This window comes from Streptomyces sp. NPDC029674 (genome assembly GCF_044903205.1).
Taxonomy (GTDB): domain Bacteria; phylum Actinomycetota; class Actinomycetes; order Streptomycetales; family Streptomycetaceae; genus Streptomyces.
The window spans coordinates 45,845-63,633 of record NZ_JBJDPY010000015.1; the positions used below are offsets into that span (position 1 = coordinate 45,845).

A 17,789-nucleotide genomic window follows, 5' to 3' on the forward strand; every position below is an offset into this window, starting at 1 on the left:
ACCGGACAGCCCGGTGACCCGCCCAGGTCACCGCGGGCGCTCCCGACCGCCGCCGGCTCCCGCCGGCCGATCGTGAAGCACCGACACCCGAAGGAGGTGCGGGCAGCGTCGTCCTCCGTGACGCCGTACGCCCGACCAGCATGAGCGAATCCCCCGCACTCGACGCCGCGCAGTTGCACTGCCGGTCACTGGAGCAAGCGCTCGGCCGGCTGCGCCGGGACGGCCTCGGCCGGCTCACGGACTGGGGCGGCCGGCTCGCCACGGCCCTGCCCGCCGGAAGCCGGCTGCTCGCCGCGGGCAACGGCGGCAGCGCCGCCCAGGCCCAGCACCTGACCGCCGAACTCGTGGGCCGCTACCGGCAGGAACGGCCCGCGTACTCCGCCATCTCCCTGCACGCCGAGACGTCCAGCATGACCGCCATCGGCAACGACTACGGCTTCGACCACGTCTTCGCCCGCCAGGTCTCCGCCCACGGCCGCCCCGGCGACATCCTGGTCCTGCTCTCCACCTCGGGCCGCAGCGCCAACCTGATCACGGCGGCGGTCGCGGGCCGGGCCGCCGGACTCCGCGTCTGGGCGCTCACCGGGCCGGGACCGAACCCGGTGGGCGAGGCCGCCGACGAAGTCCTGTACATCGACGGCGACACCACGGCGACCGTGCAGGAAGCCCACCTCGTCGCTGTCCACCTGCTGTGCGAGGCCTTCGACGCGGCGCTCTCCGAACCCGTCGTGGCCACCGCGGGCCGCATCGCGCCCCGCGACGTGGTCCCCGTCAACGGGAACGTCTCGTGACCGCGCCGAAGCCGCTCGTCGTCGTCGGGGACGTCCTGCTCGACGAGGACATCGAAGGCGTCGCCACCCGGCTCTCGCCGGACGCCCCCGCCCCGGTGGTCGACGTCACCGCCGACCGGCGGCACCCCGGCGGCGCGGGCCTCGCCGCCGCGCTCGCGGCACGCGGCGGCCGCGACGTGACCCTGGTGACCGCACTCGGCGACGACCCCGCGAGCGAGGCCGTACGCCGTGAACTCAGCGGCCGGGTCAAGCTGGTTGAGCTGCCGCTGAACGGCACCCTGCCGGTGAAGACACGCGTCCTCGCGTCCGGCCGGCCGCTCGTGCGCTTCGACCGGGGCGGCGGCACACCCGGCGAACCCGACGCCGCGGTGCGCGACGCGCTGGCCGGGGCCCACGCCGTCCTCGTCGCGGACTACGGCAGGCACACCGCGAGCGCCGTACGCGAACACCTGGCGGCCGTCACCCCCCGCACCCCGCTGGTGTGGGACCCGCACCCCAAGGGCGACAGCCCCGTACCGGGCGCGCGGCTCGTCACCCCGAACGCCGCGGAGACCCGCGCGCTGTGCCCCGGCGACGACGAGACACTGCGCGCGTACGCCGGGCGGGGCGCGGAGCTGGCCGACCGCTGGCAGGCCGCCGGGGTCGCCGTGACCATGGGCGAGCGCGGCGTCCTCCTCACCCGGCCCGGCTCCGGTACGCCGATGCTCATCCCGGCGCCGTACCGCGCGAGCGGCGACCCGTGCGGCGCCGGTGACTGCTTCGCCGCCGCCACGGCCGCGGCCCTCGCCGACGGGGCGCTCCCGGAGGAGGCCCTGCAACGGGCCGTGGCCGAGGCCGCCGCCTTCGTCGCGGCGGGCGGCGCTACCAACCCAGGCCTGTGGCGCACGGCGGACGCGAGCCGTGCGGAGGACGAGCCGCGTACCGACGCGTTCGCCCTCGCCGAGCAGGTGCGGGCGCGCGGCGGCATGGTGGTGGCGACCGGCGGCTGCTTCGACCTGCTGCACGCCGGCCACGTCGGTCTGCTGGAGAGCGCCCGGCGCATCGGCGACTGCCTGATCGTCTGCCTCAACTCCGACGCCTCGATCACCCGCCGCAAGGGCCCCGGCCGCCCGCTCAACAGGGAGGCGGACCGCGTCCGCGTCCTCGAGGCGCTCGGCAGCGTCGACGCCGTGGCCGTCTTCGAGGAGGACACCCCGCAGGGGCTGCTCGACAAGCTTCGGCCCGACGTGTGGGTCAAGGGCGGCGACTACTCGGTCCAGGATCTGCCCGAGGCGGAGACCCTGCGCGCGTGGGGCGGACAGGCCGTCGTCCTGCCGTACCTCGACGGCCGCTCGACCACGCTGCTGGCCCGCAGGGCCGCGGCTGCCGCGACACCGAGAGGTCCGCTCGAACCCCCGGCCGAGAGGTGCCCTTGACCGTGCCCGAAGAGACTGTACTGGTGCTGCGCGCCCTGGGACTCGGGGACCTGCTGACCGTCGTACCGGCGCTGCGCGCCCTGCGGCGGCGGCTGCCGTCCCACGAGATCGTGCTGGCCGCACCCGAGCGGCTGACCGGGCCCGCCCTCGCGACAGGCCTGGTCGACCGGCTGCTGCCCGCGTCGGCCGCGGGCCGCGAGGTGCCGGCCGAGCTGCCGTGGACGGGCCCGCCGCCCGATCTCGCGGTGGACCTGCACGGCAACGGCCCGCCGAGCCACCTGCTGCTCCAACGGCTGCGACCCGGGCGGCTCCTCGCGTACGCCCACCCGGACACCCCCGACATCGAGGGCCCGGCGTGGCGGGAGGACGAGCACGAGCGGGACCGTTGGTGCCGGCTGCTCTCCTGGTACGGCATCGACGCGGACCCCACGGACGTCCGCATCCCGGTCCCGGCGACGCCCTCACCGGCACCCGGCGCGGTCGTCGTCCACCCGGGCGCCGACGCGGGCGCCCGGTGCTGGCCCCCGGAGCGGTTCGCCGCCGTGGCACGGGAGCTGGCCGCCCGCGGTCACCAGGTCGTGGTGACCGCGGGGGCGGGGGAGGAGGCGACCGGCCGGTACGTGGCGGCGGAGGCGGGACTGCCCGCGGACGCCGTCCTCGGCGGCGTCGTGGACGTCCCTTTCGACCGGCTGACGGCGCTCGTGGCGCACGCCCGCTGCGTCATCGTCGGCGACACCGGCCTGGCCCACCTGGCAACGGCACTCGGCACCCCCTCGGTCGTCCTCTTCGGCCCGGTGGCGCCCCGGCTGTGGGGCCCACCGGCGGACGCCCGCCACCGGGTGCTGTGGCATCCGGACGCCGACGACGCGGCTCGCCCGGGCGACGCCCACGGCCGCGAGCCGGACGAGCGGCTGCTGCGGATCACACCCGGTGAGGTCCTCGCGGCGGTGGCGGATCTGCCGCAGCCGCACCTCCCGCAGGCCGCGGGGGCAACGCCCGGATGACGGGCGTCAGGCCGCCGTCTCCAGGGCGGGCCGCGCCGCGACGCCCGGGTTCTCCTTGCTGAGGAGGACCGGCGCGGTGGTGCCCCGCCTGCGGAGCAGGAAGCCCGCGCCGATGGATCCGGCGATGAGCAGGCCGCCGGAGACGAGGGCGCCGCGGGGGCCGGCCAGTTCCATGAGGAGGCCGAGGGCGGGCGGGCCGCCGAGGCCCCAGGCGGTGCTGATGCTGCCCCAGACGCCGAGAACACGGCCGCGCATGTGGGCGGGCGGATCGGTCTGGAGGACGGTCGTCCCCGCGGTGTCGGAGACGGACTCGACGACGGCCATCGGCAGGACGAGGACCAGGAGGACGGCGAAGGAGGGCGAGAAGCCCGCCACCACCTGGAGCAGCGCGCCGGCCGCGGCCAGCGTGCCCACGAGCCGCACGGACGGCTTCCGCAGCCGGGCCCCGAGGACCGCGCCGATGATGCCGCCGACGGCGAGGACCGTGGAGACCGTGCCGAACGACCCGGCGCCGCCCGCGAGCGGCCCGGTGACGAGCACGGCCAGCGTGAGGTTGTAGTTCCGGCCGAAGACCGCGCTGACACCGGTGACACCCGCGAGCGCCACGAGCCGGGGCCGGCGCATGAAGTACGCCAGGCCCTGCCGGATGGTCATGTCCTCACCCACCGGCGCGGGACCGCTCGGCGCCGGGCCGGTCGGCACGGGAGCGACGGACCGGTCCGCCCCGGCCTGGCGCAGCGCGCCGTAGGCGGGGCGGAGGAAGGGGATGACGGAGGCGACGAAGAGGAACGACACTCCGTTGGCGGCGTAGGCCGCGGCCGTGCCGAGGAAGCCGACCGTGACACCGCCGAGCGCGGCACCCGCGAGCCGGCCCGCGCTGTGCACGAGCGAGCCCACGCCGATGGCGGAGGGCACGTCCTCCGGCGGCACCAGATCGTTGCCCAGCAGCGCACAGGCGGGTCCGTCGACCGTGGCGATGATGCCGGTGACGGCGGCGAGCACCATGAGGACCGTCAGATCGAGCCCACCGGTCGCCACGAGGACGGCCGTCGTGAACGCGATGGCACCGAGCAGCGCCTGGCTGACGGAGGCCGTGAGCTTGCGCGGCCAGCGGTCGACGGCGGCGCCGCCCACCAGGCTCATCAGCAGCGCGGGCGCGGCCTGGACGGACATGGACAGCCCCGTGGCGGCGGCGGACCCGGTGATCTGCAGGACCAGCAAGTTCTGCACGGTGAGCTGCATCCAGGTGCCGGCGTTCGACACGAAGTTGGCGACGGACCACCAGCGCATGCTCCGGTACCGCAGGGACCGCCACGGCGACCGGGATCCGGACGCGGAGGAATGAGTGGATTCCGACGGGGCAGGAGAGGACTGTGGGGAAGAGGGCGCGGGTGAGACAGGCGAGGAAGGCACAGAAGACACAGGGGCACTCGAAGACTCGGGGGTGAGTCCGGAGGGACTCAGGCGGAGGTCTCGGCAGGAGTTCGGAACACCGGCAGCACTGCGCGGTCACTCCACCGGATCTGTCTGGGGCACCGCGCCTCGGGGAGGGACGTCGAAGGGGCGCGCCAAGTGGCGCGTGGACGCTCCGGAAGTACGGCGATGACCATCGTGGCAGACGCGTTCGCCGCGCCTCGGGACGGCTCTGCCGATCATGGCTCCGGAAGCCCGCAAATGCCATGTGCCGCAAGGGGTTTGGCGCTTCTGGTGTGCTTGCTCACACGGCCTTCCGGCAGGCTGAAAATCTCGTCCGGAGGGCCCCTGCGGGTGACGCGGGCCACAGCCGCGCGCCGACCGCCGGGCGCCCGGCCCGAGGTGCCGGACTCCGCACTGGCCGTCACAGTGGGAAGCGGGGCGGTCGCGGAGCGCACCGCCGTCACCCGGAACGACGGAAGGCACAGGCATGGGCGGCGCACCACAGGTCGACCTCCACGGCAAGCAGGCTCTGGTGACCGGCGCGGCCAGAGGGCTCGGCGCCTCGATCGCGCGGAGACTGGCGGCGGCCGGTGCGTCCGTCCTGGTCGCCGACGTCCGCAAGGAGATGGCCGGGGAGCTGTGCGACGAGCTCACCGGCGAGGGCCGCGACGCCCGGTTCCTGGAGATGGACGTGCGGGACGCCGCGGGCGTCGCCGCGGCCTTCCGGGACCTGGACGAGGCGGGCCGCCCGCTCGACATCCTGGTCAACAACGCCGCCGTCGACGTCTCCAAGCCCATCGAGCACCTGACGGCCGACGAGGTGACGCGGGTCATCGAGACCAACCTGCTCGGGCCGATGTACCTGTGCCTGGAGACGTACCGGCGCATGATCGCCCGCGGCGGCGGCCACATCGTGAACATCCTGTCCACCGCCGCGAACCGGACGTGGACCGAGGCCGGGCCCTACGCGGCGGGCAAGTCGGGTCTGCGCGCGTTCACCCACACCCTGTTCCAGGAGGCGCAGCGCGACTGCGTGGGGATCGGCGTCACCGGGATCATCGCGGGAGGCATGGAGACCCCGTTCATCATGGAACGCTTCCCGGACGCCGACGTGACCATGCTGCAGAGCCCGGACATCGTGGCCGACACGGTCCTGTACGCCTTGTCGGTCCCGGCCGGCAGCGTGGTCGGGGAACTGGTCGTCGTACCGCGCAGGGAGCCGTCCTGGCCCTGAGGGCCCGGCCCGCCCGCGCGGCCCCACGCGTCGCACACGGCACGAACGTCCATGTCTGAACGCCGTACGGCAGGGCACCCGAGGCGCTGCCCGCCTCGGGAGGCGACGGCCGGCCGGCCCCTTCCCGCAGGCACTCACCCCCAACGGCGGAAGGAAGGTCTTGCCCATGACGCCGACGATGTTCTCCATGGCGCCGCAGCCACCGCCGCCGTGGCGGAGGGCCATGGTGACCGCGGGAGCCGGATTCCTCGGCTCGCACCTGTGCGAACGCCTGCTGGACGCGGGCGTGGCGGTCGACTGCGTGGACGACATGTCGGCCGGCTCGCCCGGCAACGTCGAGCACCTGACGGACCGCCCCGGATTCCGGGTCCTGGAGCTGGACCTCGCGCGGCCCGGCCGCGCCGACACGCTCACCGGACCGTACGACCTGGTGGTGCACTTCGCGTGTCCCGCGCCGGCGGCCGCCCAGGGCCCCCTGGAGACACTGGACGCGGGCAGCGTCGGCGCGGGCAACGCCCTTGCCGTCGCCGAACGTGACGGCGCCCGGTTCCTGCTGGCGTCCACCTGCCCCGTGCACGGCGACCCGTCAGGAACCGCGGAGGAGACCCAGCGCTTCTCGGAGGCGCTGACCACCGCGTACGTGAGCGCCAAGGAGGCGGACGCGGGCATCGTGCGGGTCTTCCCCGCGTACGGCCCGCGCATGGGCTCCGAGGACGGCCGGCTGATTCCCGATCTGATCCGGCAGGCCCTGAGCGGGGGACCGGTGACCGTGCCCGGCGACGGCGGCGACACGCCTTCGCTCTGCTACGTCGACGACACGGTCGACGGGGTGCTCCTGGTGGCCGCCAGCCGCTCCGTGCGGCCGGTCGACATCGGCGGCGACCCCGGGCCGACCCTGGAGGAGATCGGCCGCCGGGTGCTCGACCTGACCGGCTCCGACGCGCCCCTGAAGTTCACCGGGCGAACCCGCGACGAAGACCCCGAACCGCCCGGCCCCGCCACCGGCTTCGCCCACGAACTCTTCGGCTGGACGCCCAAGGTCTCCCTGGACGACGGCCTCAAGCGCACCATCGCCCACTTCCAGAGCGACGGGCGAGGCGCGCCGCGCGCGGAGGGAGGCGCCCGCCATGCGTGCTCCTGGTGACGACGCGCGGGGACGGGTCGACAAGGCGCTCGTCGTCTGTCTGGACGGCATGAGCGGCGTCCTGCTGGCCGGCCCCGCCGTCCGCGCCGTCGCCGCCCGCGCCGACCACGTGGCGATGCTGTGCGGACCGCGCGGCGCGCCCGCCGCGGCGCTGCTGCCCCATGTCGACGACGTCCTCGTCTGGGAGGCGCCCTGGGAGGGCGCCCGCCCGCCGTCCGTGGACGAGGCGGACGTCGAGGGCCTGCTGGGGCGCATGAGGGAAGCGGCATACGACGTCGCGCTCATCGTCACGTCCTTCGAGCAGAGCCCGCTGCCCATCGCCCTCCTGCTGCGGATGGCGCACGTCCCCCGCATCGGGGCCGACAGCGCCGACCACGCGGGCAGCCTCATCGACGTACATCACCGGCGGCTGCCGGGTCGGCACGACGCGGAAGCGGCCCTCGACACGGCCGCGGCCCTCGGCTTCTCGCCGCGCACCGGCGACGACGGCCGGCTCCGCGTGCTCCCGGCCCCCGACACGACCGGCCTCACGGGCAACGGCCCGTACGTCGTCCTGCACCCCGGCACCGCGGCGCCCGCCCGCGCCTGGGACGCCGGACGCGCGGCCGAGACGGTCGCCCTGCTCGCCGACGCCGGCCACCGCGTCGTCGTCACCGGCGGCCCCGATGAGACCGCCCTGACCCGTCGCGTCAGTGGCGACACGGCCATCGACCTCGGCGGCCGCACCGACCTGCGGACCCTGGCCGGCGTCCTGCGCACGGCCGACGTCGTGATCGCGGGCGACACCGGCCCCGCCCACCTGGCCGCCGCCACCGGCACCCCGGTCGTCTCCGTCGGCCCCCAGGACGTCCCCGCCGAACGGCGCAGCCCCTACGGCGTCCCGGCCGTCCTCCTCGGCGACCAGGACCAATCCTGCCCGGACACCGGCCGCCCCGGCCCGAACGAGGCACCGCCGGACGACGTGGTGCGCGCGGTGCAGAAACTGCTGAAGGAGAGCACGTGAGCGCAGAGTCACCGCGCACCACCGTCGCCGTCATCACCCGCAACCGCCGCGACAGCGTGCTGCGCACCCTCGACCGTCTCGCCGCGCTGCCGGAGCGGCCGCCCGTCATCGTCGTGGACAACGGGTCCACCGACGCGACGGCCGACGCGGTGCGCGCCCACGCCGTCGGCGCCCACGTCGTCGAGGCCGGACGCAACACCGGGGCCCTGGGCCGCAATCTCGCCGTGCGGCACGCCACCACGCCGTACGTGGCCTTCAGCGACGACGACTCCTGGTGGGCTCCGGGCGCCCTCGACACCGCCGCCGACCTCCTCGACGCGCACCCACGGCTCGGCCTCCTGGCCGCCCGCACCCTGGTGGGCCCCGAGACCCACGAGGACCCGCTCAACCAGGTGCTCGCGGAGTCACCCCTGCCACCCGTCCACGACCTCCCCGGCCGCCCCGTCCTCGGCTTCCTCGCCTGCGCCGCGGTGGCCCGGCGCGCGGCCTTCCTGGAGGCGGGCGGCTACCACCGGGTGCTGTTCTTCGGCGGCGAGGAGACCCTGCTCGCCTACGACCTGGCGGCCCGCGGCTGGGGCGTCACCTACGAGCCGTCCGTGACGGCCCATCACCACCCCGACCCCGCCACCCGGCCCGGCCGCTCCGCGGTGCAACGCCGCAACGCCCTCCTCACCGCCTGGCTCCGGCGGCCGGTCACCGTGGCCCTGCGCGGCACCGCGCACCTCGCCGCGGCGGCCGTCCGCGGGGAACGGGACGCGGCGACGGCCCTCAAGGGCGTACTCGTGCGCCTCCCCGCCGCCCTCAACGCCAGGGAACCGCTGCCCGCCCGCATCGAGAGCGCGGCCAGGCTGCTGGACCGGGCCCCTTCATGACCACCACCTTTCCCGAAGAGGATCAGCGCAGATGACGCACGAGACCGCCCCCATAGCCGGCACGCCGACCACGGACGAGCGGGACGCCGGGCCCGACCCCCGTACGACCGTCGTCGTGATCACCAAGGACCGCCGCCGCGAGCTGCTGCGCACCCTGCGCACCCTGCGGGACCTCCCCGAGCGGCCCCACGTGATCGTCACCGACAACGCGTCGAGCGACGGCACGGCGGAGGCGGTCGCCCGGTTCTTCCCCGAGGTCCGACTGCTGCGGCCGGGACGGAACCTGGGGGCCGTCGGGCGCAATCTCGCCGTCCGCCACGTCCGGACGCCGTACGTGGCGTTCTGCGACGACGACACGTGGTGGGAGCCGGGTTCCCTGCGGCGTGCCGCGGACCTCCTCGACGCGCATCCGCCCCTCGCCGCCGTGACCGCCCGCATCGTGGTCGAACCGTCGGGGGAGGAGGACCCCGTGGTCGCCGAGTTGCGCGACTCCCCGCTCTCGGGCCCCGACTGGCTGCCGGGACCCGCCCTCGGCTCGTTCCTGGCCGCCGCGACGGTGATCAGAGCCGACGCCTTCCGGGAAGCGGGCGGCTTCCACCCGGGGCTGTGGCTCGGCGGGGAGGAGGAACTCCTCGCCACCGACCTGCTGACGCGAGGGCACTGGCTGAGCTACGTACCGGACCTGACCATCCATCACGCGGCTTCCAAGGTCCGTGACTCCACCGACCGGCGCGTCCTCGGCCTGCGCAACACCCTGTGGTTCACCTGGCTGCGCCGCCCCTGGCCCTCGGCCCTGCGCCGCACCGGCCACCTGCTGCGCACCGTGCCGCGCGACAAGCCGTCCCTGCGCGCCTTCGCCCGGGCGGTGGCCGGCCTGCCGTGGGTCCTCCGGCAGCGCGCCCCCGTGCCCCCGCGGATCGAGGACCGGCTCGTCGCCCTGGAGAAGGCGCGCCGCCACTCCACGGCCCGCCGCTACGTCGGCTGAGGGACGGGCCCCCGGATCGGCCGTTGTGGAGAGGTGAGCGGGAGAACGGCGTGGGAACTTGGATCACATGACTCCTTCGCAGAAGCCGGACCCCGGTTCCGACCCCCGTCACCCGGATCCGGACCCCGACCCGCGGAACTCCACAGGACTGGAACCCGGCGGGGGCGTGCCGCCGGGAGAGACCCCGCCCGCCGAGAGCAGCATGCCGGGGGCGGGGCCCGAGGAGACGTACAACCCCCCGAAGGGCTGGGGGAAGGGACCGCTGACCCTGATCATCGGCCTCGCGGTGCTGATCGCGGCGTTCTTCCTCGTCTACGCGATCGTGCTGTGGCTCTGACGCGACCATACTGCCGCTGCGACACAGGCGAACGCTCGCCGAGGCGCCCCGCGCTCACGCGGGGCGCCTCGGAGGCCCCTCACCCCACCGCCGCCCCCGCCGTCACCCGAATGTCCAGCGCGTCGTCCGCGACGTCCACCAGGACCCGGCTGCCCGCGGTGAGCTTGCCGTCCAGGAGCAGCCTGGAGAGTCGGTTGTCCACCTCGCGCTGGATCGTGCGGCGCAGCGGGCGCGCACCGTACTCCGGCTGGTGACCCCGCCGGGCGAGCCAGTCCACCGCCTCCGGGGTGAACTCGATGCCGACGTCCTGCGCGCGCAGCCTGCGCCGCGTCTCCTCGAGCAGCAGATCGGTGACCTGCCGCAGCTGCTCGCCCGTCAGCCGCCGGAAGATGACGATCTCGTCGATGCGGTTGAGGAACTCGGGCCTGAAGTGCTCGCGCAGCGGCCGCAGCACCTGCTCGCGCCGCGCCTCCTCGTCGGCCTCCGACCCGTCGGCCCGGAAACCGAGGGTCGCGCCGCGCCCCGTGAGCGCCTCGGAGCCGAGGTTGCTCGTCATCACGATGACGGTGTTGGTGAAGTTCACCGTCCGCCCCTGGGCGTCGGTCAGCCGTCCGTCGTCCAGGACCTGGAGCAGGGTGTTGAAGACGTCGGGATGGGCCTTCTCCACCTCGTCGAGCAGCAGCAGCGAGTACGGGTGACGGCGGACCGCCTCGGTGAGCTGGCCCGCCTCGTCGTGGCCCACGTAACCGGGCGGCGCCCCGACGAGCCTGCTGACGGTGTGCCGCTCCTGGAACTCGCTCATGTCCAGGCGGACCATCCGCTCCTCGCTGCCGAACAGCGCCTCCGCCAGCGCCCTGGCCAGCTCCGTCTTGCCCACACCGGTCGGGCCGAGGAAGAGGAAGCTCCCGATGGGCCGGTCGGGGCTCGACAGGCCGGAGCGCGAGCGGAGCACCGCCTCCGCCACGACGCTGACCGCCTCCTCCTGCCCGACGACCCGTTCGTGCAGGTGCTCCTCCAGGCCGAGCAGCCGGTCGCGCTCCTCCTGCGTCAGGGTGCTGACGGGGATGCCCGTCTGGCGGGACACCACCTCGGCGATGTCCTCGGAGGTCACCTCGATGATCTGCCCGTCACCCGGCTCGCGGTTCCGGCCCGTCCCGATCCTCCGGACCAGGTCGCTGATGCGGTCGCGGAGTTCGGTGGCCCGCTCGTACTGCTCCGCCGCCACCGCCTGGTCCTTGTCCCGGGTGAGCTGCTCCATCTCGCGCTCCAGCGCCCGCACGTCCGTGCCCTTCGTGCTGGCCCGCAGCCGGACCCGGGCCCCCGCCTGGTCCATCAGGTCGATCGCCTTGTCCGGCAGGAAACGCTCGGTCAGATAGCGGTCGGACAGCTCCACGGCGGCGAGCAGCGCCGCGTCGGAGTAGCGCACCTGATGGTGCGCCTCGTACCGGTCGCGCAGACCCCGCAGGATCTCCACCGCGTCCGCCGCCGTCGGCTCCGCCACCAGGATCGGCTGGAAGCGGCGGGCGAGCGCCGCGTCCTTCTCGATGTACCGCCGGTACTCCTCCAGGGTGGTCGCGCCGATGACGTGCAGTTCGCCCCGGGCCAGCGCGGGCTTGAGCATGTTGCCCGCGTCCATCGACCCGCCCTCGGAGCCGCCGCCGCCCGCCCCGACCACGGTGTGCAGCTCGTCGATGAAGACGATCAGCTCGTCGGAGTGGGCGCGCACCTCCTCGATGATGCCGTTGAGGCGCTCCTCGAAGTCACCGCGGTACCGGGTGCCCGCCACCACGCCCGACAGGTCCAGCGCGATGACCCGGCGGTCCGCGAGGGTGTCCGGCACGTCGCCGTCCGCGATCCGCTGGGCCAGGCCCTCCACGACGGCGGTCTTGCCGACGCCCGCGTCACCGATGAGCACCGGGTTGTTCTTGCCGCGCCGGGAGAGCACCTCGATGGTCTGCTCGATCTCCTCCTCACGGCCGATCACCGGATCCACGCCGCCCTGCGCGGCCCGCGCGGTCAGGTCCCGCCCGAACTGGTCGAGGGTCGGCGTCGCCCCGCCGCCGGCGCCGCTCTGCCGCTGCTCGGCGGGGCCCGGCCGGCCCTGCGGCGGCTGCGGCGTCGAACCGGGGTCGAAGCGGGCCGCGTTGAGGATGTGCCCCGCCGCCGAGTCGGGGTTGGCGGCCAGGGCCATGACGATGTGCTCCGGGCCGATGTACCCGGCGCCGACGGCCCGCGCCACCTCGTGCGCGTCGAGCAGCGCCCGCTTGACGGCCGGCGTGAGCGCGACCGCCTGGGTGGGCACGGCGCCCTCGGTCTCCGCCGAGTGCCGGTCGATCTCCTCGGCGATCTGCTCGGGGTCGGCCCCCGAACGCGCGACCAGACCGCGGGTCGGCTCGATGGTCAGCGCCGCCCGCAGCAGATGCTCCGTGTCGAGGTTGCTCTTGCCGTGCTCCGCCGCGTACGCGGCCGCGGCGGCCACCAGCTCCCGCGCCGGGCCGCTCATCAGCCTGCCGATGTCGATCTGCCGTCGCCCGCTGCCGAGGAATCGCGCGAAAAGCTCTCCGAAGGGGTCCTGCCCGAATCCCTCGGGCCCGATGAAACCGCTGCTCATAGCCGTCCGTTCCGGTGTCCCGGCCCGCCGGGACAGCCTCGTGCCTGATCGTGTCGTGCCCGCTCCGGGTGCCCAGTGGTCACCCCCGTCACTCCTCCCCGGCGACCGCCGCGACGTCGCGCCCCGCTCTCCGATCGTCACCCGTGGCGGCCCGGCGTGCCTGCGGCGCACTCCGCCGAACGGGCTGCTCGGAGGTCTGCCACCACACTTTGGGGGCACTCCTGGGACATGGGTGAGAAGCGACGACTGAGGACGAGCCACGTCGACAGACCCGGGATCACCCGCGTCCGTTCGGGACGCGGATTCCGCTATACGGATGCCTCGGGCCGTACCGTCACCGACCCCGCGGAGAAGGAGCGGCTGCGCCGGCTCGTCATCCCGCCGGCCTGGCGGGACGTCTGGATCTGCCCCTGGCCCAACGGCCACCTCCAGGCCGTCGGCACCGACGCCGCGGGCAGGCGCCAGTACCTGTACCACCCGGAGTTCCGCGAGCGGCAGGAGGCGGCGAAGCACGAACACGTCCTGGAGGTCGCCGCCGCGCTCCCCAAGGTGCGCGCGCACGTGGCGGAGGACCTGGAGGGCCGCGGCCTCACCCGCGAACGCGTCCTCGCCTGCGCCGCCCGCCTCCTCGACCTCGGCTTCTTCCGCATCGGCAACGAGTCCTACCGGCGGGACAACGGCACCTACGGCCTGACCACCCTCCTGAAGGAGCACGTCGCCTGCCGCAGCGGCGAGGTCTGCGTCACGTATCCGGCGAAGTACTCCAAGACGCAGACCCGCGCGCTCGTCGACCCGCCCGCCTGCAAGGTCCTGCGCGCCCTGCTGCGCCGGGACACCGCGGGCCCCCGGCTGTTCACCTACCGGCAGGGCAGTGCCTGGCACGAGCTGCGCGCCGCCGAACTCAACGACTACCTGCGGGACCGCGCGGGCACGGACATCACCGCGAAGGACTTCCGCGTCTGGCACGCCACCGTCCTCGCGGCGGTCGCCCTCGCGGTGTCGGCACCGGTCGCCGACGAGTCGAGGACCGCCCGCAAACGCGCCGTCACGCGGGCGGTCCGCGAGGTCAGCGAGTACCTCGGCAACACGCCCGCGGTCTGCCGGGCCTCGTACATCAACCCGCGCGTCGTCGAGCTCTTCGAAGAGGGCCGCACCATCGCCGACGCGCTGGACCGACTGGGTGACGGCGCCACGTTCGGCCGTCCGGCGACGCAGGGTGCCATCGAGGAGGCGGTACTGCGGCTGCTGACGTGAGATGGCGCCGTGACGCGGCGCCGCGAGGCGGCGCGAAGGAGAAGAGCAGTGACAAGGAGAGTGACCCCACGCATGAGCGGTTCGGACGACCTGCCGGTCCTGCACACGCTGAAGGACCTCGCCCGGCTGGTGGAACGCCACCGAGGCCTGTACGTGCGCTGGTCCCGCGGCCCCGCCAAGGACCTGGGCAGGGTGATGAGCCGGGACGACCTGACGGGCGTCAGGATGCCCGGCCTCTCCGCCAACCCGCTCGACATCGAGCCGTGGTGGGAGGACCGCCCCGTCGAGCTGTGGGTGGCCCGCCGGCTGCACGACTACTCGCACCTGCCGCGGGAGAAGGGCCCGGGCGTCCGCCCGTGGGTACTGCTCGGGCACGAGACCGCCCGCGGTCCCGACAACGAGCCGCTGGTCGACGACGTCGAGCCGATGGCCTGGATCGACGCGAAGATGATCGAGGAGGCCCGGGAGACGGTGGCCCGCGAGGCGGGGCCCTGGGGCCCTCTGCGCCGTACGAGCGAGGCGGACGGCTGACCCGTACGGCTCGGCGCGCACGACCGCGCCCCGTGGCAGGTGTGCCACGGGGCGCGATCGCTGTCACGACTCTCCCGTCAGGCTGTCATGACGTTTCCGTCAGTCATGACCTGAGCGGTTCATCGCCCTCCTGCCTTTCCCGCTGCTCCTTCCGTGCGCCGCATCGGACTTGTCTCCCGCCCGGGCGGCCGCGCTGGCGGCCAGGGCGAGGAGGGCGGCCACGGCACCGGTGATGACGTTGCTGACCACGGTCCTCGTGGTCGTGGCGTCACCCGCGATGACCCATGGCGCGACGATCGTCCAGATGCCCAGCGCGCACGCGGCCCACGCCATGCCGTGGGTGCGCTCGTAGGCCCGGCCGAAGCCGCCGCTCATCAGGAGCGCGTAAGCGATGCCGACGATCAGGTTGACGATCGACAGCCGCGTGAACTGGTTGAAACCCGCGATCCAGGGAGAGGCGGCCAGGTAGAGGCCGGTGAGGAAGGCCAGCGCGTCGATGGCCTGCACCTTGGGGGTGCTTGCCGCGCGCTCGGCACTCTCATGACGGGCGCGCATGTCGACGATGTCGGGGTGCGTGTCCATGGAGGACGGTGCCCCGGACATGGGGGCGTGCGCTCCGGACATCGAGGACGGGGCTCCGGACGGCATTCCGGACGGGGACCTGGGGGACGTTGTCACTGCGTCCACCTCCAACTAGGTGGTTCTTTGGTGCGGACGGGACCGCGTGTACCGAGCGGGGTCACGCGGCCGGACCAGGGCCGGGGCGCGTGCCTCAGCCCGAGGGTGCGGCACCGAGGGCGCGCACGGTTTCGGTGACGTCGCCGTACGTCTCGCCCTCGGGCAGCCGACGGACTGCCTCCAGGGCGTGATCCGGCGCGTGCTGGGCTTCCAGCGTGGCCAGCAGTGTCTGCCGGTCGGCCGGGAACGTGGTGCGCTCCAGGTGACGGCTGAGCTCCAGGCGCAGCGCGTCGGCCTCGGCGGCCGCGCGTGCCCGGTCACGGTCCTCACCCGGGGGCGGTACCGGGCCGCCGGAATCCACGACGACATCGTCGTCCGCCGGTGGCTCGGGGTCGTTCGCGTCCTCGACGTGGGTGTGCTGGCCGGAGCGCAGATAGCCCTCCAGTTCGTGTTTCAGTTCGTCGTCCTCGCGCGGACTCACCGGGTTGCTGCCTCGGTCCACGGCGATGCACCTCCCTCTTCGCGGGCTCCTGACTCTCAGGCCGCACTCGGCTCGTACGTCCAGCGCAGCAGGGCGCCGAGTCCTCCTGCCGGAATGTCGTCGTTCACCTCCTCGAACGGAATGATCAGGACGTCGGCGGATGTGGCCGCCGCCGAACGCAGCAGCGCGTCGTCGGCGCGTACGGAGACGGGGGAGCCGTCGCCGAGCGCCTCGGCGTCCGTCCGCCGCACCGCCACCTGGTCCGGGTCGGCGCCCGCCCACATCTCGCGGTGCAGATCGGGCCCGTCCGGGCGGACCAGGAGGGTGTCGATGCGGTGCTCGCGCGCGGCGTCGACCACGGCGGGGACGCCCTCCACGGCGTCGGTGGGCCGGTCGGTGCCGACGCGGCCCGCCCTGAAGCGGTCGAGCGCGTCGTCCACCCGCCGGTGCAGATGCTCCTGGCAGGCGTTCTCGATGGCTTCTTCCAGCGCCGCGGAGCCGGAACCGGCGGCGCGGCCACCGTGCTCCGTCTCGACCGTCACGGCGCGGACGGCCTCCGGCAGCTTGTCGCGCACGGCCGGCCGCTCGCGCGGGTCGCCGACCAGCACCACGAGGTCGGCGCCGGACTCCTCGTACGCCTCGGCCAGCGCCTCGGCGATCTCCGCGGCGTTGTGCTCCCAGGTGTTCTCCACCTTGAGCTGGAAGTGCCGTTCGGACCAGTCGGAGGTGGCGGTGCGGTGCACCGGCCACTGCTCTCCCTCCACGTGCCCGGAGTCCTGCGGCCCCGCCGCGGCCCGCAGCTCGAAGTCGGCGCCGGTGCGGTCGATGTAGGCGACGAGACTCACCGGGTCCTGGCCGCACAGCTCCAGCAGGGGCGTGAGCCGGGGCAGGGGAGCCCAGCAGGCGAACTCGCCCTGGGGGCGCCGGGACAGACGGTGGCTCAGCACGACTTCGCCGCCGGTGGCGAAGACGACGCGCCCCGACGGGTCCTCGGCGGGCGAGAGACCCGCGAGGTTGTCGCGGACCGCCGCGACGGTGGCCTCGTCCGCACCCTCCTGTTCCAGGGTCCGGCATATCTCCCGTACGGACAGCTCGCGGCGCTTGGCGCCCGCCTCGTCCGGCTGACCGGGGTCGTAGTACACCGTCGCCCAGGGCCCGGGCCGGTCCAGGAGTGGTTGCAGAAATGAAAGACGCATGGTGACTCGCTCCTCGCGGGCCGCGTTCGTGACCGGCCCGCGTTCGGTTCGTCGGTTCGTCGGTTCAGTCGTTGTGCTGGTTCCCCGAGCGTTCGCCCTTGGGGCCGCGGCCCCGCTCCGTACGCGGGCCACGGCTCTGCCACGACGGGTCGTCCTGCAGTGTCTCGTTGGCCGTGTCGTTGGCGTCCTGATCGGAGATTCCGGCGTCCTCCGCGTCCTTGCGCAGCCGCGCACGCCGGGTGTCGTACTTCTTGCCGCCGGGTTCAGGCATGGCGATCACCTCTCGGCTCTGCGGGTCCCCTGGCGCAAAAGTGTGCAAACTTCCCTCTTGCTACGGAGTCGGAGATCGGAGTCCGTATGGGGGGCAGGCGTGGTGGGCTCTCGGAAGAGAGACGGGCCCTGGAGGAGAGACGGGCCTCAAGGTGGGGCTTGTCGCCGCGGTCGGCGGCGGAACCGTGCGTTCTCAGCGCGTTCTCGGCGCGTTCTTACGCCACCAGAATACGCGCCGATCCCGCACGGCGCTTCAGGACCGATTCCGCCGCGGGATTCCCGGCGGGACCGGAGCGCCGTGCCGTGGCAGCATGGAACGACCGGACGAACCGCACCGCGCGAGGGGAGCGAAGACGATGTCGAACCCGCAGCAGCCCGAACAACGGCGCAGTGACAAGGGCGGAGCGACCCCCCAGGACAGCGCCGAACTCAAGGCGCGACAGCCGGGCGGATCCCGCCGGGCCGGCGCGCACGCCCACGGGACGGACAAGGGTGACAAGGGCGGCGGCCCCGGTGGCGGCACGCCGCCCGAGGAGCGCCCCGACCACCCGTAACGGCCGCCCGTAA

At 74.2% G+C, this 17,789-nt stretch carries 18 protein-coding genes; 12 read left to right on the forward strand and 6 right to left on the reverse strand.

Annotated features, from left to right (window positions below):
* Positions 1 to 140 precede the first annotated feature (140 nt).
* Genes ACI2L3_RS30700 through ACI2L3_RS30710 form a run of 3 tightly spaced genes read left to right on the forward strand, consistent with a single transcriptional unit; the run spans position 141 to position 3,210 of the window.
* Positions 141 to 791: an SIS domain-containing protein gene (locus tag ACI2L3_RS30700; protein WP_404755648.1), complete on the forward strand. Its 651-nt coding sequence runs from the start codon at positions 141 to 143 to the stop codon at positions 789 to 791.
* A complete protein-coding gene (gene rfaE2 / locus ACI2L3_RS30705; protein WP_404755649.1) occupies positions 788 to 2,206 on the forward strand; it encodes a D-glycero-beta-D-manno-heptose 1-phosphate adenylyltransferase in 1,419 nt (472 codons plus the stop codon). The genes ACI2L3_RS30700 and rfaE2 overlap by 4 nt, the downstream gene beginning before the upstream one ends.
* On the forward strand, positions 2,203 to 3,210 hold the full coding sequence (locus ACI2L3_RS30710; RefSeq protein WP_404755650.1) for a glycosyltransferase family 9 protein: 1,008 nt from the start codon (positions 2,203 to 2,205) through the stop codon (positions 3,208 to 3,210). The genes rfaE2 and ACI2L3_RS30710 overlap by 4 nt, the downstream gene beginning before the upstream one ends.
* 6 nt (positions 3,211 to 3,216) lie before the next feature.
* Here ACI2L3_RS30710 and ACI2L3_RS30715 read toward each other — a convergent pair whose 3' ends face one another.
* A complete protein-coding gene (locus ACI2L3_RS30715; protein ID WP_404755651.1) occupies positions 3,217 to 4,500 on the reverse strand; it encodes an MFS transporter in 1,284 nt (427 codons plus the stop codon).
* A gap of 613 nt (positions 4,501 to 5,113) precedes the next feature.
* On the opposite strand from ACI2L3_RS30715, the gene ACI2L3_RS30720 reads away from it, so the two are divergent.
* From ACI2L3_RS30720 to ACI2L3_RS30745, 6 genes are all read left to right on the forward strand, one after another.
* On the forward strand, positions 5,114 to 5,860 hold the full coding sequence (locus ACI2L3_RS30720) for an SDR family oxidoreductase (RefSeq protein WP_404755652.1): 747 nt from the start codon (positions 5,114 to 5,116) through the stop codon (positions 5,858 to 5,860).
* Positions 5,861 to 6,026: 166 nt separating this feature from the next.
* Positions 6,027 to 7,004, forward strand: coding sequence for an NAD-dependent epimerase/dehydratase family protein (locus tag ACI2L3_RS30725; RefSeq protein ID WP_404755653.1), 978 nt, complete (start codon positions 6,027 to 6,029; stop codon positions 7,002 to 7,004).
* The gene (locus tag ACI2L3_RS30730) at positions 6,988 to 8,007 is read left to right on the forward strand and encodes a glycosyltransferase family 9 protein (protein WP_404755654.1); all 1,020 of its coding nucleotides are present in this window, start codon (positions 6,988 to 6,990) and stop codon (positions 8,005 to 8,007) included. The genes ACI2L3_RS30725 and ACI2L3_RS30730 overlap by 17 nt, the downstream gene beginning before the upstream one ends.
* Positions 8,004 to 8,879, forward strand: a complete 876-nt coding sequence (locus tag ACI2L3_RS30735; RefSeq protein ID WP_404755655.1) for a glycosyltransferase family 2 protein — start codon at positions 8,004 to 8,006, stop codon at positions 8,877 to 8,879. Before ACI2L3_RS30730 ends, ACI2L3_RS30735 begins: the two co-directional genes overlap by 4 nt.
* Positions 8,880 to 8,910: 31 nt before the next feature.
* Entirely contained in the window at positions 8,911 to 9,864 is a 954-nt protein-coding gene (locus ACI2L3_RS30740) for a glycosyltransferase family 2 protein (protein WP_404755656.1), read from the forward strand.
* 67 nt (positions 9,865 to 9,931) lie between these two features.
* Positions 9,932 to 10,201, forward strand: a complete 270-nt coding sequence (locus ACI2L3_RS30745; protein WP_404755657.1) for a DUF6480 family protein — start codon at positions 9,932 to 9,934, stop codon at positions 10,199 to 10,201.
* A 79-nt stretch (positions 10,202 to 10,280) separates the two neighbouring features.
* Here the strand turns inward: ACI2L3_RS30745 and ACI2L3_RS30750 are convergent, their stop codons facing one another.
* A complete protein-coding gene (locus tag ACI2L3_RS30750; RefSeq protein ID WP_404755658.1) occupies positions 10,281 to 12,812 on the reverse strand; it encodes an ATP-dependent Clp protease ATP-binding subunit in 2,532 nt (843 codons plus the stop codon).
* Positions 12,813 to 13,040: 228 nt separating this feature from the next.
* Between ACI2L3_RS30750 and ACI2L3_RS30755 the strand changes: the two genes are divergently transcribed.
* Together ACI2L3_RS30755 and ACI2L3_RS30760 are read left to right on the forward strand one after the other, a co-directional pair.
* A complete protein-coding gene (locus tag ACI2L3_RS30755) occupies positions 13,041 to 14,066 on the forward strand; it encodes a DNA topoisomerase IB (protein WP_404755659.1) in 1,026 nt (341 codons plus the stop codon).
* Positions 14,067 to 14,138: 72 nt separating this feature from the next.
* The gene (locus ACI2L3_RS30760; RefSeq protein ID WP_404755660.1) at positions 14,139 to 14,597 is read left to right on the forward strand and encodes a DUF6098 family protein; all 459 of its coding nucleotides are present in this window, start codon (positions 14,139 to 14,141) and stop codon (positions 14,595 to 14,597) included.
* Between the two features lie 99 nt (positions 14,598 to 14,696).
* Here the strand turns inward: ACI2L3_RS30760 and ACI2L3_RS30765 are convergent, their stop codons facing one another.
* From ACI2L3_RS30765 to ACI2L3_RS30780, 4 genes are all read right to left on the reverse strand, one after another.
* Complete coding sequence (locus ACI2L3_RS30765) at positions 14,697 to 15,179, reverse strand: SPW repeat protein (protein ID WP_404755661.1); 483 nt, start codon at positions 15,177 to 15,179, stop codon at positions 14,697 to 14,699.
* 190 nt (positions 15,180 to 15,369) lie between these two features.
* Positions 15,370 to 15,777 carry a DUF2795 domain-containing protein gene (locus ACI2L3_RS30770; RefSeq protein WP_404755662.1) on the reverse strand — a complete coding sequence of 136 codons (408 nt, stop codon included), beginning with the start codon at positions 15,775 to 15,777 and terminating at the stop codon, positions 15,370 to 15,372.
* Between the two features lie 35 nt (positions 15,778 to 15,812).
* The gene (locus ACI2L3_RS30775; RefSeq protein WP_404755663.1) at positions 15,813 to 16,952 is read right to left on the reverse strand and encodes a Vms1/Ankzf1 family peptidyl-tRNA hydrolase; all 1,140 of its coding nucleotides are present in this window, start codon (positions 16,950 to 16,952) and stop codon (positions 15,813 to 15,815) included.
* Between the two features lie 64 nt (positions 16,953 to 17,016).
* Positions 17,017 to 17,223, reverse strand: coding sequence for a hypothetical protein (locus tag ACI2L3_RS30780; RefSeq protein WP_404755664.1), 207 nt, complete (start codon positions 17,221 to 17,223; stop codon positions 17,017 to 17,019).
* Positions 17,224 to 17,533: 310 nt separating this feature from the next.
* On the opposite strand from ACI2L3_RS30780, the gene ACI2L3_RS30785 reads away from it, so the two are divergent.
* Positions 17,534 to 17,776, forward strand: a complete 243-nt coding sequence (locus ACI2L3_RS30785) for a hypothetical protein (RefSeq protein WP_404755665.1) — start codon at positions 17,534 to 17,536, stop codon at positions 17,774 to 17,776.
* The last annotated feature ends 13 nt before the right edge of the window (positions 17,777 to 17,789 follow it).

Bases quoted from the DNA above. Each gene is read 5' to 3' on its own strand.
- ACI2L3_RS30700 (WP_404755648.1), top strand. From the start codon at position 141: ATGAGCGAATCCCCCGCACTCGACGCCGCGCAGTTGCACTGCCGGTCA.
- ACI2L3_RS30715 (WP_404755651.1), bottom strand. From the start codon at position 4,500: ATGCGCTGGTGGTCCGTCGCCAACTTCGTGTCGAACGCCGGCACCTGG.
- ACI2L3_RS30720 (WP_404755652.1), top strand. From the start codon at position 5,114: ATGGGCGGCGCACCACAGGTCGACCTCCACGGCAAGCAGGCTCTGGTG.
- ACI2L3_RS30725 (WP_404755653.1), top strand. From the start codon at position 6,027: ATGACGCCGACGATGTTCTCCATGGCGCCGCAGCCACCGCCGCCGTGG.
- ACI2L3_RS30730 (WP_404755654.1), top strand. From the start codon at position 6,988: ATGCGTGCTCCTGGTGACGACGCGCGGGGACGGGTCGACAAGGCGCTC.
- ACI2L3_RS30740 (WP_404755656.1), top strand. From the start codon at position 8,911: ATGACGCACGAGACCGCCCCCATAGCCGGCACGCCGACCACGGACGAG.
- ACI2L3_RS30745 (WP_404755657.1), top strand. From the start codon at position 9,932: ATGACTCCTTCGCAGAAGCCGGACCCCGGTTCCGACCCCCGTCACCCG.
- ACI2L3_RS30750 (WP_404755658.1), bottom strand. From the start codon at position 12,812: ATGAGCAGCGGTTTCATCGGGCCCGAGGGATTCGGGCAGGACCCCTTC.
- ACI2L3_RS30755 (WP_404755659.1), top strand. From the start codon at position 13,041: ATGGGTGAGAAGCGACGACTGAGGACGAGCCACGTCGACAGACCCGGG.
- ACI2L3_RS30760 (WP_404755660.1), top strand. From the start codon at position 14,139: ATGAGCGGTTCGGACGACCTGCCGGTCCTGCACACGCTGAAGGACCTC.
- ACI2L3_RS30765 (WP_404755661.1), bottom strand. From the start codon at position 15,179: ATGGACACGCACCCCGACATCGTCGACATGCGCGCCCGTCATGAGAGT.
- ACI2L3_RS30775 (WP_404755663.1), bottom strand. From the start codon at position 16,952: ATGCGTCTTTCATTTCTGCAACCACTCCTGGACCGGCCCGGGCCCTGG.
- ACI2L3_RS30780 (WP_404755664.1), bottom strand. From the start codon at position 17,223: ATGCCTGAACCCGGCGGCAAGAAGTACGACACCCGGCGTGCGCGGCTG.
- ACI2L3_RS30785 (WP_404755665.1), top strand. From the start codon at position 17,534: ATGGAACGACCGGACGAACCGCACCGCGCGAGGGGAGCGAAGACGATG.